The following is a 24,470-nucleotide window of genomic DNA, read 5'->3' on the forward strand; positions in this document are numbered from 1 at the left end:
GACCTTACTCCTGCCCCTGCGGCTTCTGCACCGCATCTTCGCGCAGGACCTTGCGTCCACCCGCCGGGGCGCAGGCCATGCGCGCGATGGTCGGGCCGGGCGTGGGCCGTTCGCCCCGGCGCAGGGCCTCGATCAGTTCAAGCGTGCGCGGGCCGTCCAGATCCTCGTAATAATCATCGTCAACCTGCAGGATCGGGGCATTGGAGCATGCCCCCAGACATTCGACCTCGGTCAGGGTGAACAGGCCGTCCTTGCTGGTTTCGCCAAAACTGGTGATGCCGGTAGCCGCCTTGCACGCCGCCGTTACATCATCCGAACCACGCAGCCAGCATGACGTGGTGGTGCAGACCTGCAGGTGATACCGACCGATCGGGGTGGTGTTGAACATGAGGTAAAAGGTCGCGACCTCGTAAACCCGGATCGGCGCCATTTCCAGCCGTTCGGCCACCACATCCATGGCCACGCGGGGTATCCACGCGCTGCCGGTCGCGCGGCCCATCTGTTTCTGCACGATATACAGTAGCGGCAGCACCCCGCTTGCCTTGCGCTCGGGCGGATATTTGGCAAGGACCGTGGCGATCTGGCGCTCACTGTCCTCATCAAATGCGAAATGGGTCGGTTCCGCGCCCTGTGGCGCGTCGGATTGGACGGACATGTCGGTCACCTGTCAATCTCGCCAAAAACCAGATCCAGCGATCCGATAATGGCCACGGCATCAGCCAGCATGTGCCGGCGCGACATCTCGTCGATTGCCTGGAGATGGGAAAAACCCGTGGGCCGGATCTTGCAGCGATACGGCCGGTTGCTGCCATCGGCCACCAGATACACGCCGAATTCCCCCTTTGGGGTTTCGGTTACGGTGTAAGTAGCGCCCGGCGGCACGTGATAGCCTTCGGTAAACAGCTTGAAATGATGGATCAGCGCTTCCATGGACCGCTTCATCTCGCGCCGTGGCGGGGGCGTGATCTTGTGGTCCTGCACCTTGACCGGGCCGGGGCGGATCTGTTCCAGACACTGCCTGATGATGCTGACGCTTTCGCGCATTTCCGCCACGCGGATCAGGTAGCGGTCGTAGCAGTCACCCTGCCTGCCCACCGGCACGTTGAATTCCACCTTGGCGTAATTGTCATAGGGCTGGCTGCGCCGCAGATCCCACGGCACGCCCGAAGCCCGCAGGCATGGGCCACTGAACCCCCAGGCCAACGCCTGTTCGGTCGTGAACACGCCAATGCCAACCGTGCGCTGTTTCCAGATGCGGTTGTTGGTCAGAAGCGATTCCAGATCGTCGATCCAGCGCGGGAAGGTCGTGGCCCAGTCCGCGATACGCTCTTCCAGCCCGGCGGGCAGGTCACGCGAGACACCGCCGGGACGGACATAGTTGGCGTGGAAACGCGCGCCGGACGCTGCTTCATAGAACTCCAGAAGTTTTTCACGTTCCTCATACCCCCACAGCGCAGGCGTCAGTGCGCCACAGTCCAGCCCGAAGGAGGTCAGGTTGAGGATATGGTTCAGGATGCGCGTGATCTCGGCAAACATGACGCGTATCCAGCGCGCGCGGTCCGGGGCCTCGATCCCCAGCAGCTTTTCAACCGCCAGCGCGAAGGCCTGCTCCTCACACATGGGGGAGACGTAGTCGAGCCGGTCGAAATACGGCAGCGCCTTGGGATAGGTCTTGTATTCGATCAGCTTTTCCGTGCCGCGATGCAGCAGGCCGACATGCGGAATGGCACGGGCGACAACCTCGCCCTCCATTTCCAGCACAAGCCGCAGCACGCCATGCGCGGATGGATGCTGGGGACCGAAATTAAGCGCGTGGGAATCAATTTCCACCACATGCCGCCGCACTTCGCCGGTATCGTCCTCCGGCAGGAGTGAGTCAGGAACAGCGGCATCGCTACGAAGGGTTACGTCGCTCATCTGTCGCCTACCCCTGTCGTTTCATGTTCTGGCGGCTGGCATGCGCCTTTTCATCGCCCGGCAGGGTCAGGATTCCCTCCCATGGCGATTCAAAATCGAAATTGCGGAAGTCCTGCACCAGATCGACGGGTTCATAGACGACCTGACGCCGTTCGCTGTCGTACCGCATCTCCACATACCCGGTCAGCGGGAAGTCCTTGCGCAACGGATGCCCTTCGAAGCCGTAATCGGTCAGGATACGCCGCAGGTCGGGCTGATCGGTAAACAGGATACCGAACAGGTCGTAGGCCTCGCGCTCCCACCATGTCGCGGCGGGCCATATCTGGTGCACTGACGGGACGGGAGCCGTCTCGTCAGTGGTCACGATCACGCGGATACGGTGGTTATGGGTAACGGACAGCAGGTTGTAGACTACATCGAACCGTTCGGGCCGGTCGGGAAAGTCCACGCCGCAAATGTCCATCACCTGCTGGCAGGCAAATTGCGGATCGTCACGCAGCATGAGCATGAGCGCCAGCAGCCGGTCGCGTGTGGTGCGTACCACCAGTTCGCCTTTTTCCAGACCGGCGGAAATAATGCCCGGAACCCGTGTGGACAGGTGGAAGGTGATGCCCCCCAGCCCACCCGACACTGCGTACGGCACCACCGCCGATGGGGACGTGTTTGCTGGTTCAGCCACGGCGTATTGTCCCTGTCCTACGAATTTTCTTCTGAAGCTGCATGATGCCGTAGATCAGCGCTTCCGCCGTGGGCGGGCAGCCGGGCACATACACATCAACCGGCACGATCCGGTCACAGCCCCGCACGACGGAGTAGGAATAGTGGTAATACCCGCCCCCGTTGGCGCATGACCCCATGGAGATGACCCAGCGCGGTTCGGCCATCTGGTCGTAAACCCGGCGCAGCGCGGGGGCCATCTTGTTGGTCAGAGTACCCGCTACGATCATCACGTCCGACTGGCGGGGCGAACCGCGCGGGATGATGCCCATGCGATCCAGATCGTAGCGCGGCATGTAGGCGTGGATCATTTCCACCGCGCAGCAGGCCAGCCCGAAGGACATCGGCCACAGGCTGCCCGTCCGGCCCCAGTTCACCAGTTTGTCGAGATTCGCGACCACGAAGCCCTTTTCGGTAATCTCGCCCGTGATGCCCTTGATTACGGCGTCTTGCTCCGCCCCCGGCGGCAGCATTTCACGGTTCCAGGCGATGCTGTCCGCAGGCCGACCAGGCCCGGATGTATCGTTGCCCATTGGTGCGCCTCCGCTTGTCATGCTCAATCCCAGTCCAGCGCGCCCTTGCTCCATTCATAGATGAAGCCAACCACCAGAACGCCCAGAAAACCCATCATGGACAGGAAACCAAACCACCCGATCCGCGATAGACTCATTGCCCATGGGAAGAGGAATGCGACCTCAAGGTCGAAAATGATGAACAGGATCGCGACCAGATAGAACCGCACATCGAAGCGGTGGCGCGCATCATCAAAAGCCTCGAAACCGCATTCGTAAGCCGACGTTTTTTCGGCATAGGGTTTCTGGTGGCCAAACAGCAGCGAACTGCCCAGCATCGCGCCAGCGATGACCACCGCAATGCACCCGAATATCAGCACGGGCAAATAATCAGTGATAACGGGATGCATGTTCCGTGTTCCCAACCTGTTAAGAAGCCATCTGCGTGTCTTTATCGACTTATGTGTGGCTTCGGGGATGCTAGACCCAACGTGGTGCAGGGAACAGTTACTTAACCGTGTTCTTTCAGGAACATTACTGTGAGGATAGATACAGGACCGGATACGTCAATATTGCGTGAATATTTGTTTACGCACGGTTTATTGTTCTCATTTTCCCGTGTACCGCCTGATTGAAGGCACAAAAAAAACGCCAGCGCTGAAGCGTCTGGCGTGTCTGCCGGAAAAACCGGATAACCATGTGGCGCGAGTGACGGGGCTCGAACCCGCGACCTCCGGCGTGACAGGCCGGCGCTCTAACCAACTGAGCTACACCCGCATGGTGTGTGCCCCTGCCCCGCAATGCGGAACGAGGGAATATGGTGGGCGATGACGGGATCGAACCGCCGACCCTCTCGGTGTAAACGAGATGCTCTACCGCTAAGCTAATCGCCCGCGACCCTACTAAGCGATTGCAAAAAAAGGGGCAACCCAAAAAATGGATTGCCCCTTCTTTTTTTCCTGAAAAATCAGTCAGCCTTACTTGCTGACAGCTTCCTTCAGGTTCTTGCCCGGCTTGAAACGGACGGAAGTGGAAGCCGGAATGTCCAGCGGCTCACCCGTGCGGGGGTTACGCCCCTTGGCTGCCTTGCGGGTAGCCGTCACGAACGTGCCGAAACCGACCAGACGGACTTCCTGCTTGTTTGCCAGCGCCTTTTCGATCGCACCGAAAACCGCATCAACCACTTCGCTGGCTTTTGCCTTCGCCAGATCGGCTTCCTCGGCTACCGCAGCAACGAGTTCCTGCTTGTTAAGTGGCTTCTCCATTTTACGCCTTTCTTTGTACTGTGCGCCTACGCAATCATTCAAAAGTCGCGCCGCATTTCTGCACGCACTATGCCGCTGTTTTGTCTCACGTCAACCAACAGAATTGGAGGAATGACAGAGAAATCCGTCATTCTCCTTCTGCACGACAATTCTGCGCCGTAGCCTCTGCCCGATATTGACTAATGCGTCAACGCGGGCGCTGCCGTGCTTGCGGTATCAGCCGGTGTTACCGGTTCCGTCCACTCGATCGGCTCGGGCTTGTGCACCAGCGCCTGACCAATCACCTCATCCACATGGGAAACCGGCAGGATGGTCAGCGCGGTCTTCACGACGTCGGGAATGTCGATCAGGTCCTTTTCGTTATCCTTGGGGATGAAGATGGTCGTCAGCCCCGCACGATGGGCCGCCAGCAGCTTTTCCTTAAGCCCGCCAATGGCCAGCACGCGGCCACGCAGGGTGATTTCACCCGTCATGCCCACTTCCCGGCGCACGGGAATGCCCGTCATCACGCTGACCAGCGATGTCGCCATGGCGATACCCGCCGACGGGCCATCCTTCGGCGTAGCCCCTTCGGGCACGTGCACATGCAGGTCACGCTTTTCAAACAGGTCCGGGCTGATCCCGAACGTAACAGCGCGGCTGCGGACGTAGGAAAGGGCTGCGGCTACGCTTTCCTTCATCACATCGCCCAGCTTGCCGGTCAGCTTGATGTTGCCCTTGCCCGGCACCATCACACTTTCGATGGTCAGGATTTCTCCCCCCACCTCGGTCCAGGCCAGTCCGGTCACGACTCCGACCATGTCTTCCGACTCGGTCTCCCCGTGCAGGAACCGCTTTACCCCTGCGTATTTCTCAAGGTTTTCAGCCGTGATCGCCACGGTCTTCGCCTTGCCGGTCACGATTTCGGTCACTGCCTTGCGGGCCAGTGTCGCAATTTCGCGCTCAAGGTTACGCACGCCCGCTTCACGCGTGTAGCTGCGGATCAGTTCCCGCAGCGCATCATCGGAAACAGACCATTCGCCCGGCTTGAGATTGTTCGCCGCCGTCTGCTTGGACAGCAGGTGACGCTTCGCGATCTCGACCTTTTCGTCTTCCGTGTAACCGGACAGGCGGATGATCTCCATGCGGTCCAGCAGGGGCTGGGGCATGTTCAGGCTGTTGGCCGTTGTAATGAACATCACATCCGACAGGTCGTAATCGACCTCCAGATAGTGATCGCCAAAAGTGGCGTTCTGTTCGGGGTCCAGCACTTCGAGCAATGCGGAGGACGGATCACCGCGCCAGTCGGCACCCAGCTTGTCGATCTCGTCCAGCAGGAACAGCGGGTTTGAGGTCTTGGCCTTCTTCATGCCCTGAATGATCTTGCCGGGCATGGAGCCGATATAGGTACGACGGTGCCCCCGGATTTCGGCTTCGTCACGCATGCCGCCCAGCGACATGCGGACATACTGCCGTCCCGTCGCCTTGGCGATGGACTTTGCCAGCGAGGTCTTGCCAACACCCGGCGGCCCCACGAGGCACAGGATCGGCCCCTTGAGCTTCTGCGCGCGACTCTGCACGGCCAGATACTCGATGATGCGTTCCTTGACCTTTTCCAGACCATAGTGATCCGTATCAAGGACCTGCTGGGCTTCCGACAGGTCATGACGGACCTTGGAACGCTTCTTCCACGGGATGCCCAGAATCCAGTCGAGATAGTTGCGCACCACCGTCGATTCGGCGGACATCGGGCTCATGCTCCGCAGCTTCTTCAGCTCGGCCACCGCCTTTTCGCGCGCTTCCTTGCTCAGCTTGGTCTTGGCGATCTTTTCCTCAAGCTCGGCGGTCTCGTCCTTGCCGTCCTCACCTTCCCCCAGTTCCTTCTGGATCGCCTTGAGCTGCTCGTTCAGGTAGTACTCGCGCTGCGTCTTTTCCATCTGCCGCTTCACGCGGTTACGGATGCGCTTTTCCACCTGCAGCACGCCGATTTCGGCTTCGATATGCGCAAAAACCCGTTCCAGACGTGCGTTCACGTCCTGAATTTCAAGGATTTCCTGCTTTTCGGGAATCTTCAGGTTCAGATGGCTGGCAATGGTATCCGCCAGCTTGGACAGATCATCAATCTGGTTAAGGGAGACCAGCACCTCGGGCGCGATCTTCTTGTTCAGCTTGATATACTGCTCGAACTGACCAATCAGCGTGCGGCCGATCGCCTCGGCTTCCTTGCCGTCGCTTTCCTGCTCCGGCACGTCCTCGATCTCGGCCTCGAAATGACCATCGATTTCATGCAGCGCCGTAATGTGGGCGCGGCGGCCACCTTCGACCAGCACCTTCACCGTGCCGTCAGGCAGCTTGAGCAACTGCAGGATGGTGGAGACCGTACCATAACGATAGATGTCATCAGGCGTAGGGTCATCCTGCGCGGCGTTCTTCTGCGCGACCAGCAGGATCTGCTTGTCGCTGCGCGTTACGGCTTCCAGCGCGCGGACGGATTTCTCACGCCCGACGAACAGCGGCACGATCATGTGCGGGAAAACGACAATATCACGCAGCGGCAGCACGGCCATCGTGTCGTGCCCGTTTTCGACTTCCTCGGGCTCGCGCGTTGCGGGTACCTGTGCTGCTGCCTTGTTTTCGATGGGGTCCGTCCCTTCGGGGACGGGATTCAGTCTGTCAGTTTCAGACATATTATGTTCGACCTCCTGATGGACGATCCCGGATGGACACCCGCCCTGGCGGCCTGCCCATCCGTTGCGCCGCATATGCGACAACCTTAAAGCTTCATGTTGTCACGACGCCGCACCACCACAACCCCGGTGGTGCCATTTCAGCGGAGAGACCAGGCCGCGTCGGGGGCCTCAGGCCGACTGTTCGGTCGGCTGGTTCTTGCCATACACGTAGACCGGCTGCGCCTTGCCTTCCGCCACTTCCCTGTTGACGACAACTTCCTCGACATTCTTAAGGCCGGGCAGATCGAACATGGTCGACAGCAGGATGCTTTCCAGAATGGCGCGCAGGCCACGGGCGCCGGTGCGCCGGGCAATGGCGCGCTGGGCCACCTGACGCAGCGCGTCCTCGGTGAAGGTAAGCTGCACGTCTTCCATCTGGAACAGGCGGGCATACTGCTTGACCAGCGCGTTCTTGGGCTTGGTCAGGATCTCGATCAGGGCGGCTTCGTCCAGATCCTCCAGCGTCGCCACGACCGGCAGACGACCGATGAATTCGGGAATCAGACCGAATTTCAGCAGATCCTCCGGCTCGACATCGCGCAGCACGGCACCCATCCGGCGTTCATCGGGGGACTGCACATCCGCCCCGAACCCGATGCCCGATCCCTTGCCGCGCGCGCTGATGATCTTGTCCAGACCAGCAAACGCGCCACCGCAGATGAACAGCATGTTGGTGGTATCGACCTGCAGGAATTCCTGCTGCGGATGCTTGCGCCCGCCCTGCGGCGGCACGGAGGCGACGGTGCCTTCCATGATCTTGAGGAGCGCCTGCTGCACACCTTCACCGCTCACGTCACGCGTGATGGAGGGATTGTCCGACTTGCGGGAAATCTTGTCGATCTCGTCAATGTAGACGATGCCGCGCTGGGCTTTCTCCACATTGTAATCCGCGGCCTGCAGCAGCTTGAGGATGATGTTCTCCACATCCTCACCAACGTAACCGGCTTCGGTCAGGGTGGTGGCGTCAGCCATGGTGAACGGCACGTCAAGGATACGCGCAAGGGTCTGGGCCAGAAGCGTCTTGCCCGAACCGGTCGGCCCGATCAGCATGATGTTGGATTTTGCAATCTCGACATCATTGTTCTTCTGGGCATGGGCCAGCCGCTTGTAGTGGTTATGCACCGCGACCGAGAGAACCTTTTTCGCATGACCCTGCCCGATGACGTAATCATCGAGGATCTTGCAGATTTCCCGCGGAGTGGGCACGCCATCGCGCGATTTGACCAGATGCGTCTTGTGCTCCTCACGGATGATGTCCATGCACAGCTCGACGCATTCATCGCAAATGAACACGGTGGGACCGGCGATCAGTTTGCGGACCTCGTGCTGCGACTTGCCGCAGAACGAGCAGTAAAGCGTATTTTTGGAATCGCCGGATTTGTTATTCATAACCGCTCCTATTCCCACAGAGGGGAACTTCTCCATACCTTGCAGCCGGACTGCAACATCCCGGCACGCCGCAGGTGACCCGAACCCTTGCGGGCGGGAAGCGCGCCTGCGTGCACGCTTCCCATGATTGCCGGTTATTCCGCCGTTTTTGGGGCCGTGTTACGGCGGACGACTTCATCCACGATACCGAATGTCTGCGCTTCTTCCGCCGACATGTAGCTGTCGCGTTCCAGCTTCTGCTCGATTTCCTCAAGCGTACGGCCGGTATGCTCGTTGTAAATCTCGTTCAGGCGCTTGCGGATGGTCAGGATTTCCTGGGCCTGGATCTCGATGTCGCTGGCCTGTCCCTGCGCCCCGCCCGAAGGCTGGTGCACCATGACGCGGGCGTTGGGCAGGGCGAATCGCCGCCCCTTCTCACCACCTGCCAGCAGCAGCGACCCCATGGACGCAGCCTGTCCGATACACACCGTGCTGACGGGGCAGCGGATGTACTGCATGGTGTCGTAAATCGCGAGCCCGGCCGACACAACGCCGCCGGGGCTGTTGATATAGAACGAGATTTCCTTGCCGGGGTTCACGCTTTCCAGATAAAGCAGCTGGGCGGACACCAGCGCCGACACCTGATCGTAGACCGGTCCGGTCAGAAAGATGATCCGTTCCTGCAGAAGGCGGGAATAGATGTCGAATGCCCGTTCCCCGCGGGAGGTCTGCTCCACCACCATCGGCACCAGAGCATTATTGAAGATATCTACGGGATCCCGATCCCTCATAGCCATATTCCCGATCCTGAAAAGCAAGGAGTCGATCCGCGTTTCCTGCCCGCCGCATGGGCGCACGGACATTATGGATGCAGTCGGCTCCTTCCCGGTTGCTTATGACAAAATAGAGACAAACACGCCAGATACCACCCCATTCCTGTCTTTTTGCCGGAAACGGGTTCCACAATCTGCGCGCGATCACCTGCCTGCAAACACATACGGCGCACGGAAGTGACCTTCCGTGCGCCGTATGGGCCATCTATGACGCGGAAGCGGATCAGACGTCAGCTTCCGGCATTTCGGCCAGTTCTTCCGGCGTCACGACCTTGTCTTCGACCTTGGCCAGCTCGACGATGTAGTCGATGACCTTGTTCTCGAAGATCGGGCCGCGCAGCCCATCAGCCGCCTGCGGGTTCTTGCTGAAGAACTCGAACACGGCCTGCTCCTGACCGGGGTAGCGCGAAGCTTCCGCACGGACGGCCTGCATCATCTCGTCCGGCGTGACGGTGATGTTGTTCACACGCCCGATTTCAGCCAGCAGCAGGCCCAGCTTCACGCGACGTTCGGCAATCTTGCGATAGTCGGCGCGCAGCGTGTCCTCGTCCTTGTCCTTGTCTTCCTCATCGAGGCGGCCCGCCTTGCGGTCTTCCTCGATACGGGACCAGATCTGGTCGAACTCGGCATCGACCATGGCGGGGGGTGCCTGAAAATCGGTCTTTTCAGCCAGCTTGTCCAGCAGCTCGCGCTTCAGGCGCAGGCGGGAAAGCTGTTCGTATTCCTGACCGACCTGCTTGCTGATCAGGTCACGGACCTGTTCCAGACCTTCGAAGCCGAGCTTCTTGGCCAGATCATCGTCGATCTTCGCTTCGATCGGGCGCTTGAGTTCACGCACCTTGATGTCGAAGGTCGCTTCCTTGCCTGCAAGGTGCTCCGCGCCGTAATCGGCGGGGAACGTCACGGTGATCACCTTTTCGTCACCGGCCTTCATGCCTTCGATCTGCTCGGCGAAACCGGGGATAAAACCCGCGCCGCCGATCTCGACATTCACGTCGTCGGCGGAACCGCCATCGAACGCCACGCCGTCGATCTTGCCGACGAAGTCAACCGACACCACATCACCGCTGGCGGCGGGACGGTCTTCCTCGACCTTCTCGAACTCGCGCTGGCGACCGGCGATTTCCTTCAGGGCCTTGTCCACGGTCTCGGCATTCACCTCGGACTTGAGGCGTTCCAGCGACAGGGTGGACAGGTCGGGAATGGTGATTTCGGGCAGAACCTCGAATTCGACCGTGAACTTCAGGTCGTCCGTGCTGCCGGGCGCATCGCCGGACACCACGTCAACCTTCGGCTGCATGGCGGGACGCAGGCCGCGCTCGTCCAGCAGGGTGCGGGTCGCTTCGCTTACGACCTGCTCCAGAACCTCGCCCTGAACAGATTCGCCAAAACGCTGCTGAAGGATGCTCATCGGCACCTTTCCGGGGCGGAAGCCCGGCAGCTTCATGGACTGTCCAACTTCTTTCAGGCGCGCGGTGCGCTTGCTCTCGATTCCCGCTGCCGGCACCGTAACGGTGAACCCGCGCTTCAGGCCTTCGGAAAGCGTTTCAGTAACCTGCATCTGCCAGGCCATCCTCTCGGTCAGAACGTGTCAAAGAACGCAAGAGGCCGCTCGGGCCACCACGTCTGTTCGCATAACGCGACTTGCCGGGATCTTGGTACGGGCGGAGGGACTTGAACCCCCACGACTTGCGTCACCAGAACCTAAATCTGGCGTGTCTGCCAATTCCACCACGCCCGCACTGTGCCCAGGCTGTAAGCGCGCGGCTTTAGCGCACCATCGGACATCGGGCAAGATCCCAAGGAAAAAGGAATGGTGTTTTCAGCCGAAAAGTTTTTCCGCCTGCGCCTCCGCCCGCGCCCGCGCAGCCCCTACATGGGCATCGAACGCCTCGGCCACGGGCCATTCACCCGCATGCAGGGCGGCGTCGCCATGTATCCATACGCCCGCGCATGCCGCTTCCCATCGTGGCATGCCCGCCGCAAGCAGGGCCGCGATGATTCCCGTCAGCGTATCGCCCGACCCGGCCGTGCCCAGCATGGGGGTGGCATGAGCGTTGATCGCAACGCGACCATCGGGTGCCGCGATAATGGTGTCAGGCCCCTTGAGCACCGTAACCGCCCCGGTCAGGTCCGCCGCCTGCCGGGCGGCCGCGATACGGTCTGCCCCCGGCCTGCCGAACACGCGGGTGAACTCACCGATATGCGGGGTTATGATCGCGGCACCGCGCAGGCGATCAGGCTGCCCCGCCGCCATGGCGAAGGCTCCGGCATCGGCGATCACTTCCCGCCCGGCATCCGTCAGCACGGAAAAGGTCGTAGCCACCTCATCCACGGACAGGCCGGGACCACATACCCATACATGACGGCGCGAATCCTCCAGCAACTCCGCCAGCGGGCCGGAATCGACAATCAGCCCCGGCGGCGCGGTCATGCGGTAGACGGGGGCGCTGTCCCCCACGGCCAGCCGCACCAGCCCCGCGCCGGCTGCCCGCGCACCAGCCGCCGACAGGCGGGCAGCCCCCGGCATGTCGCGCCCGCCGCAGATGCTCACAACGCCACGGCTGTATTTATAGCTGTCCACCGTACAGACGGGCGTGCGCCACAGGCCGGGTTCGTTGCGCCATGTCCGAATCGGCACGGAGTCCAGCGCCGTCTCCGGGATGGCGATATCGGCCAGCACGGTGCGACCGCACAGCGTGCGCCCCGGCAGCAGCAGATGCCCCGGCTTGAGGCGACAGAACGTAACCGTCATTTCCGCCTGTGGCGCATAGCCACGAACGGCCCCGGTGGCCCCATCCACCCCGGTCGGGGTGTCAATGGCGACGATACGCGGTGCCGCAGCCAGCACACGGGCCACATCCGGCTCCACATCGCGGCTCAGCCCGGCACCGAATATGGCATCAACCACCAGATCAAAGCGCGCGGCGTTTTCGGGCGTGAAGGCCACGACCGGCCCGCCCCATTGCGCGGCGGCGTGGGCGGCGTCCCCGCCTGCATGCGGCGGGACAAGGCATGCTACGGCCACCGGCCAGCCCTGTTCCGCCAGCCTGCGCGCGGCAACGTATCCATCCCCGCCATTATTGCCCGGTCCACACAGCACCAGTACCCGGCATGGCCGCACATGCTGGCGAATGGCGCGTGCGACGGCGCGGCCCGCATTTTCCATCAGCACCGCCACAGGCACGCTGCGCGCGGCGGCGGCATCGACATGGCCCATTTCCGTCGGATCAGGCAGGAGCAGGCGGGCGCGAACCGCGGCCTGCTTACGTTCGTCTGTGGGCATTGCATCCCCCTTCCCAACAACTTTGACTGCGAAACCGCCCTTGCACATGTTACAGGAATGGGGAAACAAGCGCTGCGCATCGTGCCCGCGCATGATGCGCCGTTTTCGTTATTCCCCGACCCCGGCAAGGAGGCCCCGTGTCCCACTCCATAGTCTGGAGCCTTGTGCTCGCACTCCACATCACCGGCATGGCGGCATGGATCGGTGGCATGATCTATGCGGCCTTTGTGCTCAAACCCAGCCTTGGCCTGCTTGACGCAACCCAGCGCGCCTCCATCCATCTGCAGACGCTGAACCGCTTCTTCCGCATCGTCTGGCATACCATGCCTACGGTACTGATTACGGGGTGGCTCCTGATTTTTCATGATGGCGGGTTTGCAGTCGTCCCATGGCAGATCAACCTCATGCAGCTTCTGGGCCTGATCATGGCGGGCGTGTTCGCGCGCATCTATTTCGGCCCCTTCCAGAAGGCCCGTCGCGCCATTCGCCCGCAGCAGGGCATGTTCGATTCGATCCGCTCCCTTGTCATCCTCAATACCGGACTGGGCGTGCTGACCATCGTAGCCGCCTGCCTTGCCCATCCTTTCTGAAATTACGGGGGCACCACCATCACGCCCCCTTGATTTCCGTTGCAAAGGTAGATAGGCACGGGGAATGTGGCGCGTGAGGGGCCTGTCCCCTCCGTGTTACACTCCCCTTCCCTGCATTGCTGCAGGTACATCAGGGACGGCAGCCTGATACAGCGCGACACGGTGGCAATCGGACGGGGCCATATTCATCTGCTGATACGTTCGAGAGTAATTTGAGCGCCAAAAAAACTTCCCCCGCCCCGACACGTTCCGCAAAGACGGCGGCAGCCCCGGCCCCCGCCGCCAGCACCGACGGGGCTGACCCCATTGATACGCCAGCAGAAACAGCCGCCGCGGAGCAGGCCCAGTCCCTGTTTTCCGAACTCGGCCTGTCCGAACCCATCCAGCGCGCCATTGATGAGATGGGATACCGTCATCCCACCCCCATTCAGGCACAGGCCATCCCCTATGTACTGATGGGGCGTGACGTGCTGGGCGTAGCCCAGACCGGCACGGGCAAGACCGCATCGTTCACGCTGCCGATGCTTGAAATCCTGTCCGGCTCCCGTGCCCGGGCACGGATGCCGCGTTCGCTGATTCTGGAACCGACGCGTGAACTCGCCCTTCAGGTCGCGGAGAATTTTGTCAATTACGGCAAGCACCTCAAGCTGACCCACGCGCTGCTGATCGGTGGCGAAAGCATGGCCGAGCAGAAAGAAGTGCTCAACCGTGGCGTGGATGTGCTGATCGCGACGCCCGGTCGCCTGATCGACCTGTTCGAACGCGGCGGGCTGCTGCTGACCCAGACGAAGCTGCTGGTGATCGACGAAGCGGACCGCATGCTGGACATGGGGTTCATTCCCGATATCGAGAAGATCGTAAGCATGCTCTCGCCCATGCGGCAGACGCTGTTCTTCTCCGCCACGATGGCGCCGGAAATCCGCCGTCTGGCTGACATGTTCCTGAGCAACCCGAAGGAAATCACAGTCAGCCGTCCCTCTTCCGTCGCCACCACCATCGAAACCGGCCTTGCCATTGTCGATACCCAGGACAAGCGCCGCGCCCTGCGCAAGCTGCTGCGGGAAGCGGACATGCAGAACGCCATCGTGTTCTGCAACCGCAAGCGCGACGTGGATATCCTGTGCAAATCGCTGATCAAGCACGGCTTTTCGGCAGGCGCCCTGCATGGCGACCTGCCGCAGTCGGTCCGCTTTTCCACCCTTGAATCCTTCAAGAACGGCGAGCTGAAGATACTGGTCTGTTCGGATATCGCGGCGCGCGGAATCGACATTGGCGGTCTGTCGCACGTATTCAATTTCGACGTGCCCTTCCATGCCGAAGATTATGTGCACCGGATCGGCCGCACCGGACGTGCGGGCCGCACCGGACACGCCTACAGTCTGGCCACCCCGGATGAAGAAGGTCTGGTACAGGCCATCGAGAAGCTGACGGGTAAGCCCATCCCCCGAATCGAGGTCAAAGGCGTGGATAATCTCGAATGGTCTGACGAACCGCGTCCCGCCAATGGACGGCGCAAGCCCCGTAACGAGGGCACGGGCCGTCGCAAGGCTGCAGCACCTGCCGCCCAGCAGCAGGCCCCGGCAGCCGCACCGGTTGCACCACCGGCAACCGAAGCGCCGGTTGCGCCGCGTGGCAGGGGCCGCAAGCCTGATGCCGCAGCCAATGCGGCTTCGTCCGCGCCCAACCGGCGCGATTCCGGCCTGCTGCCTGCCGCACCGGACATGGCGGTTACCGGATTCGGTGATGACATCCCGGCCTTCATGCAGCTTCCGCGCCGTGAGAAGCCCGTGATTCCGGCTGACGAATAATCAGCCAGCGCGTTCAGGCAACAAGAGTAATGGAAAATTCAGGAGCCGAGGCCATCCGGGTGGTGGCGCTTGGCAATGATGGGGATGGCATAGCCCAGACCCCACAGGGGCGGGTATTCGTGCCCGGCACCATGCCGGGCGACGAAATCGTGCTGGCCAGCCAGACCGGTACGCAGGGTGTGCTGGAACAGGTCGTGACGCCGGGGCCCGACCGCGTAACGCCGGTATGTTCACTATTCGGGACCTGTGGTGGCTGCCGCCTTCAGCACATGGCGCTACCTGCCATGATGGCATGGAAAGCGGCACGTGTAACCGAAGCACTGAAACGTGCCGGTTTCACCACCCTTCCCGCCCCCGCCACCCGACAGGTCAGCCCCCATGGCAGGCGGCGCGTCGATCTGGCGTTCCGCCGGGTGGACAGACGGATCGTGCTGGGCCTGCACCGCCGCCGGGGCGATGTGGTGGACATGACGGAATGCGCCCTGCTGGACCCGGCGATTTTCGCGCTGCTCGACCCGCTGCGTCAGATGCTCCATTCCCTGCCTGCGGTGCATGCGGGTGGGGATATCCAGATCAACCTGCTGGATAGCGGCCCTGACCTGCTGATTGCCATGGATGGCACGCCGGACGCCAATGACCGCCGTATTCTGGCGCAGTTCAGCAAGGCACATGGCATGCCGCGTATTTCCCTGCGCACCCAGCCGCCGGAAACGCTCGCCCTTACCGGCCCGGTCTTTCATCATTTTGATACGGCGCGTGTCCTGCCGCCGCCGGGTGCGTTCCTGCAACCCTCCCGCGAGGGAGAGGACGCCATCAAGGCTGCCGTTCTAGCCGGGCTGCCCCGCAAGGGCCTGAAAGCCGGGATTATCGAGCTTTACGCTGGCTGCGGCACGCTGTCCTTTGCCCTGGCGCAGCATGCCAAGGTTCTGGCCTATGAAGGCGATCGGGCGGCATTTGCCTGCCTGAAACAGGCCAGTGGCGGCACGCGGGTGCTGCCTGCCCTGCGTGATCTCAACCGTCAGCCTGTCATGGCCACCGAACTGGGCCGTGCGGGAGCTGTGGTACTGGACCCCCCGCATGCGGGGGCCGGTGCACAGATGGCGCAGATCGTGGCAGGGAAACCGCGCCACATCATCTATGTCAGTTGCAATCCCGCTGCCCTGCAACGCGACCTGACGCCGTTGCAGCAGATGGGCTACCGGCTGGAAAGCCTGACGGTCATCGACCAGTTCCTGTGGTCAGCGGAAGTCGAATCCGTATGCGTAATGACCCTGCCTGGCACGACGAGACCGAACCGTCGTTAGATCAGGCTGGGCAAGGCCGGGGAAATGTTTCTCCCCGACCGATCCCCACAATGTTTCTGAACCGGCATTCAGTCCATCATCCACATGCGCGTGCGGATTGCCTGTGGCTGCCCCTATAAGAGCGCGCCTCAGACGTGGAAGCTCTCGCCGCAGCCACAGCGGCCCTTTTCGTTGGGGTTGCTGAAGGTGAAACCGGATTCGAGCTGCCTGACTTCATAATCCATCACCGAGCCGATCAGGAACAGCGTCGCCTTGCGGTCGACCAGCAGGGTAACGCCCTTGTCCACAACCACCTCATCACCGGGACCGGCCTGCTCCACAAAGGTCATGTCGTAGGCATGGCCGGAACAGCCCTTGGTGGAAACCGCGATGCGCAGCAGATGTCCGGCATGGTTGGTCTGGTACAGTTTTTCCAGCCGCTGTGCCGCCCGCTCGGTCAGGGACATAAGCGGCGGTAGCGCACGGCGGCGGGGGGCAGTGGTCGTGGTGGTGCTTTGTTCAGTCATGGCACGTTCCCCTTGCTGGGTTCAGAACATGTTCAGGGCAAGGCGGGCATCTTCGCTCATACGCGACATGTCCCACGGCGGTTCCCATACGATTTCAACTGTTGCGCTGGTGACCGTATCGATCTTCTCCACGGCTTCCTTCACCTGCAGGGGCAGTTCCTGCGCGCTGGGGCAGTTCGGGGCCGTAAGGGTCATTTCAACCTTGACCGAACCATCATCATGAAGGTCGATGGCGTAGATCAGGCCCAGTTCATATATGTTGACCGGGATTTCCGGGTCATACACCGTAGCAATCGCCGCAATGACGCTATCTTCATCGGGCGAACCGCCAGTAGCGGGGGTGACCGGCTGTTCCCCATCGGGCGTCCAGGCCGAGACGGGGTCGGTCTTTTCCAGCGATGCGTCATCATTGGCCTCAAGGGAGAAATGCCCGGCTCCCTCAGCCATGCCGATGGCGGCGGGCTCTACCTGATTTTTCTCGTCCATGAGACCTTCACCTGTCTTTATCGTCATTGAGCATATCAATCAGGGCCGACCACGGCAGCATCGCACAACGGATGCGCGAACGATGCCGGTGCAGCGGTGCAAAAACCGAAAGCTCACCCAGTCCATCCGGGGCCTCGCCCGTTTCGACCGCCGTGGCCAGCGCGGCGTGAATCCGTTTCACCTGTGCCGTGTCCTGCCCCATGACCCGTTCGGCCATAAGGTCAGCAGATGCGGCACAGATGGCGCATCCCCGTGTTTCATGCCGCACCTGCCCGATACGGCCATGGGTATCGACCTGCGCATGCAGGTTCACGCGATCCCCACAAAGCGGGTTCACCCCCTGCGCATGCAGGCTGGCGATATCCAGTTTACCGGCATGGCGGGGCGTTTTGGCCCGTTCCAGCACAACGGTGCGATACAGATCGTCCTGCGCCATCACACGTCAGACAAAAAAGCCGCGTATCTGTTCCAGCGTCGCGGCCAGCATGTCGATTTCCTCGGGCGTGGTGTAAATGCCAAAACTGGCCCGCGCCGTAGCCGACAGGCCCAGCCTGCGCATGAGCGGTTCGGCACAGTGATGACCCGCCCGCACGGCGATCCCGTTCCGGTCCAGCAGGGTGGCGATATCATGTGGATGAACGTCCGCCATGGTAAATGAAATCACACCCCCGCGCTGCGGCGCGGTCCCGACCACCTTCAGGCCGCTGACCTGCCCCAGCACCTTCAGCGCATGGGCCGTCAGCGCATCTTCATGCGCACCGATCCGGTCGAACCCGATGGATTCGATATAGGAAAGGGCGGCGCCCAGTCCAATGGTCTCGATAATGGCGGGTGTCCCGGCCTCGAACTTGTGCGGCACGTGTGCCCATGTCGAACGCTCGAACGAGACGCTGGCAATCATGTCGCCACCACCAAGGAAGGGGGGCATTTCCTCCAGTATCTCGCGCCGTGCCCACAGCACGCCAATCCCTGTCGGACCATACAGCTTGTGCCCGGTCACGACATAGAAATCGGCATCCAGTTCGCGCACGTTCACCCGGCGATGGACCGCAAGCTGGCTGCCATCGAACAGCACCTTCGCGCCTGCGGCATGCGCCATGTCCGAAATGGCGCGGGCATCGGTAATCGTGCCCAGCACGTTGGACATATGGGTGATCGCAACCAGCGCCACCCGCCCATCGGACAGGTTGCGGCCAAGCGCATCCATATCCAGCGCACCATCATCCGTTACCGGGGTAACGCGCAGTTCGATACCCATGCGCTCACGCAGCATCTGCCATGGCACGAGGTTGGCGTGATGCTCCATCTCGGACACCAGCACCACCTGCCCCGGCCGGAGCAGCGAACCATAGGAATGGGCCACCAGATTGATGGCCTCGGTGCTGTTGCGGGTGAAAACGATTTCTTCCCGCGCGCCAGCACCCAGAAACGCCGCAACCTGATCGCGCACGGCTTCATACGCTTCGGTGGTCCGTTCGCTCATCCAGTACAGGCCACGATGGATATTGGCATACTGGGTGCGCATGGTGTCGGCCATGCTGTCGATGACCTGCCGGGGTTTCTGCGCGGACGCGGCGCTGTCCAGAAATACAAGGTCCTTGCCATGCACTTTCTGTGACAGGATGGGAAAATCCGCCCGGACATGCCGCAGGCTGTTACCCGCATCGGTCTTACCGGTCACCATCTGGTCCATCATGCTGCTTCCCGCTTCCACCAAGCTTCTACAGCAAGGTTGAGACTGTCTTTCAGCCGCTGGTCATCAATCTGGTCCACCACATCGTGCAGGAAGGCGCGGATCAGGATGGACCGCGCAGCCTCGCCTGAAATGCCACGGCTGCGCAGGTAGAAAAGCTGGTCATCATCCAGCGCCCCCACGGTAGCGCCATGACTGCATTTTACATCGTCGGCATAGATTTCAAGCTCGGGCTTGGCGTCGATTTCAGCACCGTCCGACAGAAGAAGCGCCTGATTCATCTGGTAGCCATCGGTTTTCTGGGCGATCCGGTCCACCAGGATCTTGCCCTGAAACACACCGCGCGCCTGATCCGACAGGACATTCTTGACCGTCTGCCGGGATATGCACTCAGGGGCCGCATGGGTAATCACACTGCTCAGGTCGCCATGCTGGTGGCCCATCAGCAACTGTGCGCCATTGACATGCACGCTTCCCCCGGCCTGCGTCAGCGCCGCATGCACTTCATGCCGCGACAGGCTGCCCCCCAGCGTGAGGGTAAAACTGTCATATACGCCCGCCGCCGCAATGCGCGCATGACTGACGGCCAGATGCAGCGCCTGCCGGTCTTCAGCCTGAATCCGCGCATGGGACAGATAGGCGTCATCCGCAACCACGATGTCATAAAGCGGATTGTGCAGGTAATATCCCTGCCCCACCGCCGCATCCAGCACCGCCAGCCTGCCGCCCTTTTCCACACGGATATGATGGCGCGGGTGGAAGGATACCGGCGCATCTTCCGCCGTCAGCCCGATACTGGCCAGAAGCAGGCAGCCTGCATCAACCCCATCGGGCACGACCAGCACCAGACCGTCGCGCGCCATGACGGTATTCAGCGCCGTCGTAACATCGCCTGCCGGGTCGATATCGTCCTGAACCGCGCCCGACTGAGCAAGCGTTGATACCTTCACACCCTTGGGCAGACGTGAGCGGGCGGCATCGAAATAGCCGTTTACGAACACAACCCGGTCAGCACCGGCACCGAGGCCGGAGATCGTCTCCACCTCCGCCAGCAGGGTATCAACCGTGGCGCCATCCACATCCCGCTGAGCGGTTGCGAAAGGCACATCCGCCAGCGCGCGCAGGCTGGTGTATTTCCATGCCTCCACACCCGCGCGGGGTAGCCCCGCATGGCGCAGGAAATCCGCCGCCGTGCGCTGCTTTACCCCGGCATCCACCGCACCCCGGTCAAGGAAGGCTGAGGCATTGACCCCGACCGGTGTGATGGCGTTCACGCTGCCTCCGCCAGGAAGCGCGCGTAGCCCTGCGCCTCAAGCTGCTTGGCCAGTTCCGGGCCACCGCTATGAATGATGCGGCCCCTGGCCATCACATGGATGCGGTCCGGGACGATATAGTCCAGCAGGCGCTGGTGATGGGTGATGACAAGGGCGGAAAAATCCGGTGCGCGCAGGGAATTCACGCCTTCGGCCACGATCCGCAGCGCGTCGATGTCCAGTCCGCTATCCGTTTCGTCCAGAATGGCGAAGGAAGGCTGGAGCATGCGCATCTGCAGCACTTCGTTGCGCTTCTTCTCACCGCCCGAAAAGCCGACATTCACATTGCGCTTGAGCATCTCGTCCGACATGGACAGATGCTTGGTTTCCTTGCGCACGGCCTTGAGGAAAGCCACCGCATCCAGCTCTTCCTGCCCGCGCGCGCGGCGGACCGCATTGACGGCAGTACGCAGGAAATTGGCGTTGTTCACACCCGGCAGTTCCACAGGGGACTGAAAGGCGAGGAACAGGCCAAGGGCTGCGCGCTCCTCTGGCTCAAGGGCCAGCAGGTCCTGCCCCTTGAACGTGGCGCCGCCGCCCGTGACTTCGTAGTCCTCACGGCCCGCCAGTACATAGGACAGGGTCGACTTGCCCGACCCGTTGGGGCCCATGATGGCATGGACCTCACCCGCCGGAATCTGCAGGTCGACACCGCGCAGGATTTCCTTATGGATCCCACCGTCCGAAATGCGGGCGCACAGGCCATCAATGCTTACGAATTGCTTGCTCACGTCTTTCAATCCCTGTTAGCCCACGCTGCCTTCAAGGCTGATCTGCAGAAGCTTCTGGGCTTCCACCGCGAATTCCATGGGCAGTTCCTTCAGAACGTCCTTGCAGAACCCGTTCACGATCAACCCGACCGCGTCTTCTTCCGACAGGCCGCGCTGGCGGCAATAGAACAACTGGTCTTCCGATATCTTGGAAGTGGTCGCCTCATGCTCCACGCGCGCGGACATGTTGCGGCTTTCGATATAGGGCACGGTATGCGCCCCGCAGCGATCACCGATCAGCAGGCTGTCGCACTGGGTGAAGTTGCGGCTGCCCGATGCCTTGGGCATCATCCGCACCAGCCCGCGATAGGTACTGTCGGACTGGCCCGCGCTGATGGTCTTGGCGATGATGGTCGAACGCGTGTTGCGCCCGATATGGATCATCTTGGTCCCGGTATCGGCCTGCTGGTGGTTGTTGGTCACGGCGACGGAATAGAACTCGCCCACCGATCCCTCGCCCTGCAGGATGCAAGACGGATATTTCCACGTGATGGCCGAGCCGGTTTCCACCTGCGTCCATGAAATCTTGGACCGTGCGCCACGGCATGCGCCGCGCTTGGTCACGAAATTGTAGATGCCGCCCTTCCCGTTTTCATCACCGGGATACCAGTTCTGCACGGTGGAATACTTGATGGAGGCATCATCCATCGCCACCAGTTCGACCACGGCGGCATGAAGCTGGTTTTCATCGCGCATCGGCGCGGTGCATCCTTCAAGGTAGGAGACGGACGCGCCGTCCTCCACCACGATCAGGGTGCGTTCGAACTGCCCGGTATTACGCGCATTGATACGGAAATAGGTGGACAGTTCCATCGGGCAGCGCACGCCCTTGGGCACGTAGACGAATGAACCGTCCGTAAATACTGCCGCATTCAATGCCGCGTAGAAATTGTCCGTCACCGGCACCACGCTTCCCAGATACTGGCGCACCAGTTCGGGATGCTCGCGCACCGCTTCTGAAATCGGGCAGAAGATCACGCCGGCTTCCTGCAGCGTCTTGCGGAAGGTGGTGGCGACCGAAACACTGTCAAACACAGCATCGACCGCCACGGGCGCGCGGGCTTCCTGACCTTCGGGCACTTCCACACCAGCCAGCATCGCCTGTTCATGCAGCGGGATGCCAAGCTTTTCATATGTGCGCAGCAGTTCCGGATCGACCTCCTCCAGCGATTTGGGACCGGGTTTCTTGCGCGGTGCGGCGTAGTAATGCACGTCCTGATAGTCGATGGGGGGATGATGGACCTTCGCCCATGTCGGCTCGCGCATTTCCAGCCATGACCGGTACGCCTTCAGCCGCCATTCCAGCAGCCACTGCGGTTCCTGCTTGCGGCTGGAAATCAGGCGAATCGTATCTTCGTTCAGGCCCTTGGGCGCGATATCCATTTCGATATCGGTTTCGAACCCCCATTTATAGGTGCTCTGTCCCAGGGTTTCGACCGCCTTGCGGGTTTCGGCTACTGCCGGCATGTCTCTTTCCTCTCCCCCTTGTTTCAGGCCGTGGCCTCGGGTCCGACAAGCATGGATGGCGCGGGATTGCCCAGTCCGCCCAGCCTGTCGAGGACTGTATGGTTCTTCATATCGGCCAGCGTGATGGCTGATAGCGCGTTGCGGATGGCGGCGTTGACCATGTCCCACTGCCCGCCCAGCCCGCAGGTGGAGCGCGCATCACATTCCCCCCCGTCCACGCAGGTAGTCAGGGAAATGGGGCCGTCAATGGCCTGGATCACCGCCGCGATGGAGATTTCCTCCAGCGGATAGGCCAGCCTGTAGCCGCCGCGTGCGCCGCGCTGCGAGATCACGATGCCCTGCGTTGCCAGAATCTTGAGTACCTTGGCCACCGTCGGTTCGGGAATGCCCGTCGAACGCGACAGGACAGGCGAAGTCGTGACTTCGTCCTTCTGCCCCAGCCGGACCAGCGCCACCACGGCATAATCGGTCAGTTTCGACAGTTTCAGCATTCCATTCTCCCGTACGTCTGGCCCGGGTTTCTATTTGGACCGAAACAGTACTGTTTCATGAAGTCTCAGATGGGCCACCAGCCGTGCGTCGTCAAGTCCTATCGTACACTACGGCCATGCCTTACCCGATCCCGGTTCCGAATATCAGTTCCAATAGCACGGACAGGCCACACCCGGCCAGAAAACCCACCAGCGTGCCATTCAGCCGGATATACTGGAGATCCTTGCCTACCCTGAGCTCCAGCCGCTCGCTCAGGCTGTCGGCATCCCAGCCGTTAACCACCGAGTAAATAAAACGCGACATCCTGTCCCGCAGGAAGGGCAGGCTGCCCATGATCATGCCCCGCGCGCCATCATTGATGCGCTTGCGCATGCCGGGGTCATGATACATCTGCTCCGACAGCCGGTGCAGTGCATCGCGCACGAGGGAGGCAACCCAGCTTGTTTCCCCCTTGCGCATATCCTCCTCGATCATGCGGCGCAGGCGGCGCCAGACATCGCCGCTCCAGCCGCGCACGCTGTCATGCGTCAGCACGCCCAGCACGGCGTCCGTGATTTCGCGCCGCCGTTCCGCATCCTGCTCGATCCGGTCGATTTCCGTGCGGACCCATGTGGTGAATCCCTCACGCAGTTCCGAATTCTGCGGGTCGACGCGGTCCAGTTCCTGACTGGCGGCCAGCAGGACCTTGGTGGCGATCGAACCGCCAATCGCCCAGCCCAGCACCCTGCCCCCCTGCTCACGCACACGATCCTCGATCATGGCGCGCAGGGCGGGTTCCTTGGCCTTTAGCCCTTCCTTCAGCCGCAAAAGCAGGAAGGACAGCACTTCCTGATGGCAGTCGCCTTCCACCATGGCGCGCAGGCTGCGGGTAATGATGGGGGCGATTTCCTCCCCCCCCAGCAGCACCGGCAGCATCCGGGCGATGGCAAGGCTTGCGCGCCCGTCTTCCAGCCGGTCCAGCATATGCGGCACGGAACCCAGCACGGCGCGGTTGACCATCTCCGCCGTTTCCGGCTCCTGCAGGATGGTCCCGATCAGGGATGGCAGGTCGATCCGCGCGAAGGCGGCGGCAACTTCCTTTTCCGTAAAGACATTGGTGGATACGAACCGCCCCAGCGCCTGCGCCAGCCGTTCCTTCTGCGCGGGCAGGATGGCGGTATGCGGAATCGGCAGCCCCATGGGCCTGCGGAACAGGGCCGTCACGGCAAACCAGTCGGCCAGACCACCCACCACCCCCGCCTTCGTGCCGGAGCGCAGGATTTCAAGCCATGGCCGTTCAGCCAGCCAGCCCATCTGCGGCAGGGCGTAACCCGCCACCGTCAACGCGGCCATGCCAGCCAGCAGGCCGGTGGCGGACCGTTTGTAGCGCTGCAGTATCCGCCGCGCATCCTGGTCCGACTGTGGAATACCGTTCATGAAGTTACTGATACCATTG

Annotated in this window: 23 protein-coding genes and 3 tRNA genes; 3 read left to right on the top strand and 23 right to left on the bottom strand. The window is 61.6% G+C overall.

Translation table 11 applies throughout. The features are described from left to right. Positions 1-4: 4 nt before the first annotated feature. From KSAC_RS05315 to KSAC_RS05380, 14 genes are all read right to left on the bottom strand, one after another. Positions 5-655, bottom strand: coding sequence for a complex I 24 kDa subunit family protein (locus KSAC_RS05315; RefSeq protein WP_102324161.1), 651 nt, complete (start codon positions 653-655; stop codon positions 5-7). Positions 656-660: 5 nt separating this feature from the next. Next, positions 661-1,917 (bottom strand): NADH-quinone oxidoreductase subunit D, encoded by a 1,257-nt coding sequence (locus KSAC_RS05320; RefSeq protein WP_102323318.1) that lies wholly within the window; start codon positions 1,915-1,917, stop codon positions 661-663. A 7-nt stretch (positions 1,918-1,924) separates the two neighbouring features. Beyond that, positions 1,925-2,536, bottom strand: a complete 612-nt coding sequence (locus KSAC_RS05325; RefSeq protein ID WP_408884755.1) for an NADH-quinone oxidoreductase subunit C — start codon at positions 2,534-2,536, stop codon at positions 1,925-1,927. A 52-nt stretch (positions 2,537-2,588) separates the two neighbouring features. Then, entirely contained in the window at positions 2,589-3,167 is a 579-nt protein-coding gene (locus tag KSAC_RS05330; RefSeq protein WP_102323316.1) for a NuoB/complex I 20 kDa subunit family protein, read from the bottom strand. Positions 3,168-3,190: 23 nt separating this feature from the next. Continuing rightward, positions 3,191-3,556: an NADH-quinone oxidoreductase subunit A gene (locus tag KSAC_RS05335; RefSeq protein WP_102323315.1), complete on the bottom strand. Its 366-nt coding sequence runs from the start codon at positions 3,554-3,556 to the stop codon at positions 3,191-3,193. A 290-nt stretch (positions 3,557-3,846) separates the two neighbouring features. Then, positions 3,847-3,923: transfer RNA gene (locus KSAC_RS05340), tRNA-Asp, on the bottom strand. Between the two features lie 41 nt (positions 3,924-3,964). Next, positions 3,965-4,039 (bottom strand) — tRNA-Val (locus KSAC_RS05345). An 84-nt stretch (positions 4,040-4,123) separates the two neighbouring features. Further along, positions 4,124-4,411, bottom strand: coding sequence for an HU family DNA-binding protein (locus tag KSAC_RS05350; protein ID WP_102323314.1), 288 nt, complete (start codon positions 4,409-4,411; stop codon positions 4,124-4,126). 179 nt (positions 4,412-4,590) lie between these two features. After that, entirely contained in the window at positions 4,591-7,077 is a 2,487-nt protein-coding gene (gene lon / locus KSAC_RS05355; RefSeq protein ID WP_102324160.1) for an endopeptidase La, read from the bottom strand. A 171-nt stretch (positions 7,078-7,248) separates the two neighbouring features. Further along, on the bottom strand, positions 7,249-8,508 hold the full coding sequence (gene clpX, locus KSAC_RS05360) for an ATP-dependent Clp protease ATP-binding subunit ClpX (protein ID WP_132304609.1): 1,260 nt from the start codon (positions 8,506-8,508) through the stop codon (positions 7,249-7,251). Positions 8,509-8,642: 134 nt separating this feature from the next. Next, complete coding sequence (locus KSAC_RS05365) at positions 8,643-9,278, bottom strand: ATP-dependent Clp protease proteolytic subunit (protein ID WP_132306130.1); 636 nt, start codon at positions 9,276-9,278, stop codon at positions 8,643-8,645. Positions 9,279-9,543: 265 nt separating this feature from the next. Beyond that, a complete protein-coding gene (gene tig, locus KSAC_RS05370) occupies positions 9,544-10,881 on the bottom strand; it encodes a trigger factor (protein WP_102324158.1) in 1,338 nt (445 codons plus the stop codon). A 95-nt stretch (positions 10,882-10,976) separates the two neighbouring features. Further along, positions 10,977-11,061 (bottom strand) — tRNA-Leu (locus tag KSAC_RS05375). An 81-nt stretch (positions 11,062-11,142) separates the two neighbouring features. Then, entirely contained in the window at positions 11,143-12,606 is a 1,464-nt protein-coding gene (locus KSAC_RS05380; protein ID WP_132304611.1) for an NAD(P)H-hydrate dehydratase, read from the bottom strand. A gap of 137 nt (positions 12,607-12,743) precedes the next feature. On the opposite strand from KSAC_RS05380, the gene KSAC_RS05385 reads away from it, so the two are divergent. The 3 genes from KSAC_RS05385 to KSAC_RS05395 all read left to right on the top strand — a co-directional run bounded on the left by KSAC_RS05385 (position 12,744) and on the right by KSAC_RS05395 (position 16,308). After that, positions 12,744-13,196 carry a CopD family protein gene (locus tag KSAC_RS05385; RefSeq protein WP_102323312.1) on the top strand — a complete coding sequence of 151 codons (453 nt, stop codon included), beginning with the start codon at positions 12,744-12,746 and terminating at the stop codon, positions 13,194-13,196. A gap of 212 nt (positions 13,197-13,408) precedes the next feature. Then, a complete protein-coding gene (locus tag KSAC_RS05390) occupies positions 13,409-15,004 on the top strand; it encodes a DEAD/DEAH box helicase (protein WP_132304613.1) in 1,596 nt (531 codons plus the stop codon). 29 nt (positions 15,005-15,033) lie between these two features. Further along, entirely contained in the window at positions 15,034-16,308 is a 1,275-nt protein-coding gene (locus tag KSAC_RS05395; protein ID WP_132304615.1) for a class I SAM-dependent RNA methyltransferase, read from the top strand. A gap of 128 nt (positions 16,309-16,436) precedes the next feature. Here the strand turns inward: KSAC_RS05395 and KSAC_RS05400 are convergent, their stop codons facing one another. The 9 genes from KSAC_RS05400 to KSAC_RS05440 form a co-directional block, all read right to left on the bottom strand. Next, positions 16,437-16,814, bottom strand: coding sequence for a HesB/IscA family protein (locus KSAC_RS05400; RefSeq protein ID WP_102323309.1), 378 nt, complete (start codon positions 16,812-16,814; stop codon positions 16,437-16,439). A gap of 21 nt (positions 16,815-16,835) precedes the next feature. Next, positions 16,836-17,300, bottom strand: coding sequence for an SUF system Fe-S cluster assembly protein (locus KSAC_RS05405; protein WP_110546367.1), 465 nt, complete (start codon positions 17,298-17,300; stop codon positions 16,836-16,838). Between the two features lie 7 nt (positions 17,301-17,307). Beyond that, positions 17,308-17,736, bottom strand: coding sequence for a Fe-S cluster assembly sulfur transfer protein SufU (gene sufU, locus KSAC_RS05410; protein WP_102323307.1), 429 nt, complete (start codon positions 17,734-17,736; stop codon positions 17,308-17,310). Positions 17,737-17,742: 6 nt separating this feature from the next. Then, entirely contained in the window at positions 17,743-18,993 is a 1,251-nt protein-coding gene (locus KSAC_RS05415; protein ID WP_102324156.1) for an aminotransferase class V-fold PLP-dependent enzyme, read from the bottom strand. Then, positions 18,993-20,267, bottom strand: a complete 1,275-nt coding sequence (gene sufD / locus KSAC_RS05420) for a Fe-S cluster assembly protein SufD (protein ID WP_132304617.1) — start codon at positions 20,265-20,267, stop codon at positions 18,993-18,995. Before sufD ends, KSAC_RS05415 begins: the two co-directional genes overlap by 1 nt. Next, complete coding sequence (gene sufC, locus KSAC_RS05425; protein WP_132304619.1) at positions 20,264-21,037, bottom strand: Fe-S cluster assembly ATPase SufC; 774 nt, start codon at positions 21,035-21,037, stop codon at positions 20,264-20,266. The genes sufD and sufC overlap by 4 nt, the downstream gene beginning before the upstream one ends. Before the next feature lie 15 nt (positions 21,038-21,052). Then, positions 21,053-22,543 carry a Fe-S cluster assembly protein SufB gene (gene sufB, locus KSAC_RS05430; RefSeq protein WP_102323304.1) on the bottom strand — a complete coding sequence of 497 codons (1,491 nt, stop codon included), beginning with the start codon at positions 22,541-22,543 and terminating at the stop codon, positions 21,053-21,055. 23 nt (positions 22,544-22,566) lie between these two features. After that, entirely contained in the window at positions 22,567-23,034 is a 468-nt protein-coding gene (locus KSAC_RS05435) for an SUF system Fe-S cluster assembly regulator (RefSeq protein WP_102323303.1), read from the bottom strand. A gap of 121 nt (positions 23,035-23,155) precedes the next feature. Continuing rightward, the gene (locus KSAC_RS05440) at positions 23,156-24,451 is read right to left on the bottom strand and encodes a DUF445 domain-containing protein (protein ID WP_102323302.1); all 1,296 of its coding nucleotides are present in this window, start codon (positions 24,449-24,451) and stop codon (positions 23,156-23,158) included. Between the last annotated feature and the right edge of the window lie 19 nt (positions 24,452-24,470).

The organism is Komagataeibacter saccharivorans (genome assembly GCF_004348195.1).
Taxonomy (GTDB): Bacteria; Pseudomonadota; Alphaproteobacteria; order Acetobacterales; family Acetobacteraceae; genus Komagataeibacter; species Komagataeibacter saccharivorans.

Excerpts from the sequence above, each read along its gene's own strand:
- KSAC_RS05315 (WP_102324161.1), bottom strand. The coding sequence starts at position 655 with ATGTCCGTCCAATCCGACGCGCCACAGGGCGCGGAACCGACCCATTTC.
- KSAC_RS05320 (WP_102323318.1), bottom strand. The coding sequence starts at position 1,917 with ATGAGCGACGTAACCCTTCGTAGCGATGCCGCTGTTCCTGACTCACTC.
- KSAC_RS05330 (WP_102323316.1), bottom strand. The coding sequence starts at position 3,167 with ATGGGCAACGATACATCCGGGCCTGGTCGGCCTGCGGACAGCATCGCC.
- KSAC_RS05335 (WP_102323315.1), bottom strand. The coding sequence starts at position 3,556 with ATGCATCCCGTTATCACTGATTATTTGCCCGTGCTGATATTCGGGTGC.
- KSAC_RS05350 (WP_102323314.1), bottom strand. The coding sequence starts at position 4,411 with ATGGAGAAGCCACTTAACAAGCAGGAACTCGTTGCTGCGGTAGCCGAG.
- lon (WP_102324160.1), bottom strand. The coding sequence starts at position 7,077 with ATGTCTGAAACTGACAGACTGAATCCCGTCCCCGAAGGGACGGACCCC.
- clpX (WP_132304609.1), bottom strand. The coding sequence starts at position 8,508 with ATGAATAACAAATCCGGCGATTCCAAAAATACGCTTTACTGCTCGTTC.
- KSAC_RS05365 (WP_132306130.1), bottom strand. The coding sequence starts at position 9,278 with ATGAGGGATCGGGATCCCGTAGATATCTTCAATAATGCTCTGGTGCCG.
- tig (WP_102324158.1), bottom strand. The coding sequence starts at position 10,881 with ATGCAGGTTACTGAAACGCTTTCCGAAGGCCTGAAGCGCGGGTTCACC.
- KSAC_RS05380 (WP_132304611.1), bottom strand. The coding sequence starts at position 12,606 with ATGCCCACAGACGAACGTAAGCAGGCCGCGGTTCGCGCCCGCCTGCTC.
- KSAC_RS05395 (WP_132304615.1), top strand. The coding sequence starts at position 15,034 with ATGGAAAATTCAGGAGCCGAGGCCATCCGGGTGGTGGCGCTTGGCAAT.
- KSAC_RS05400 (WP_102323309.1), bottom strand. The coding sequence starts at position 16,814 with ATGACTGAACAAAGCACCACCACGACCACTGCCCCCCGCCGCCGTGCG.
- KSAC_RS05405 (WP_110546367.1), bottom strand. The coding sequence starts at position 17,300 with ATGGACGAGAAAAATCAGGTAGAGCCCGCCGCCATCGGCATGGCTGAG.
- sufU (WP_102323307.1), bottom strand. The coding sequence starts at position 17,736 with ATGGCGCAGGACGATCTGTATCGCACCGTTGTGCTGGAACGGGCCAAA.
- KSAC_RS05415 (WP_102324156.1), bottom strand. The coding sequence starts at position 18,993 with ATGGACCAGATGGTGACCGGTAAGACCGATGCGGGTAACAGCCTGCGG.
- sufB (WP_102323304.1), bottom strand. The coding sequence starts at position 22,543 with ATGCCGGCAGTAGCCGAAACCCGCAAGGCGGTCGAAACCCTGGGACAG.
- KSAC_RS05435 (WP_102323303.1), bottom strand. The coding sequence starts at position 23,034 with ATGCTGAAACTGTCGAAACTGACCGATTATGCCGTGGTGGCGCTGGTC.
- KSAC_RS05440 (WP_102323302.1), bottom strand. The coding sequence starts at position 24,451 with ATGAACGGTATTCCACAGTCGGACCAGGATGCGCGGCGGATACTGCAG.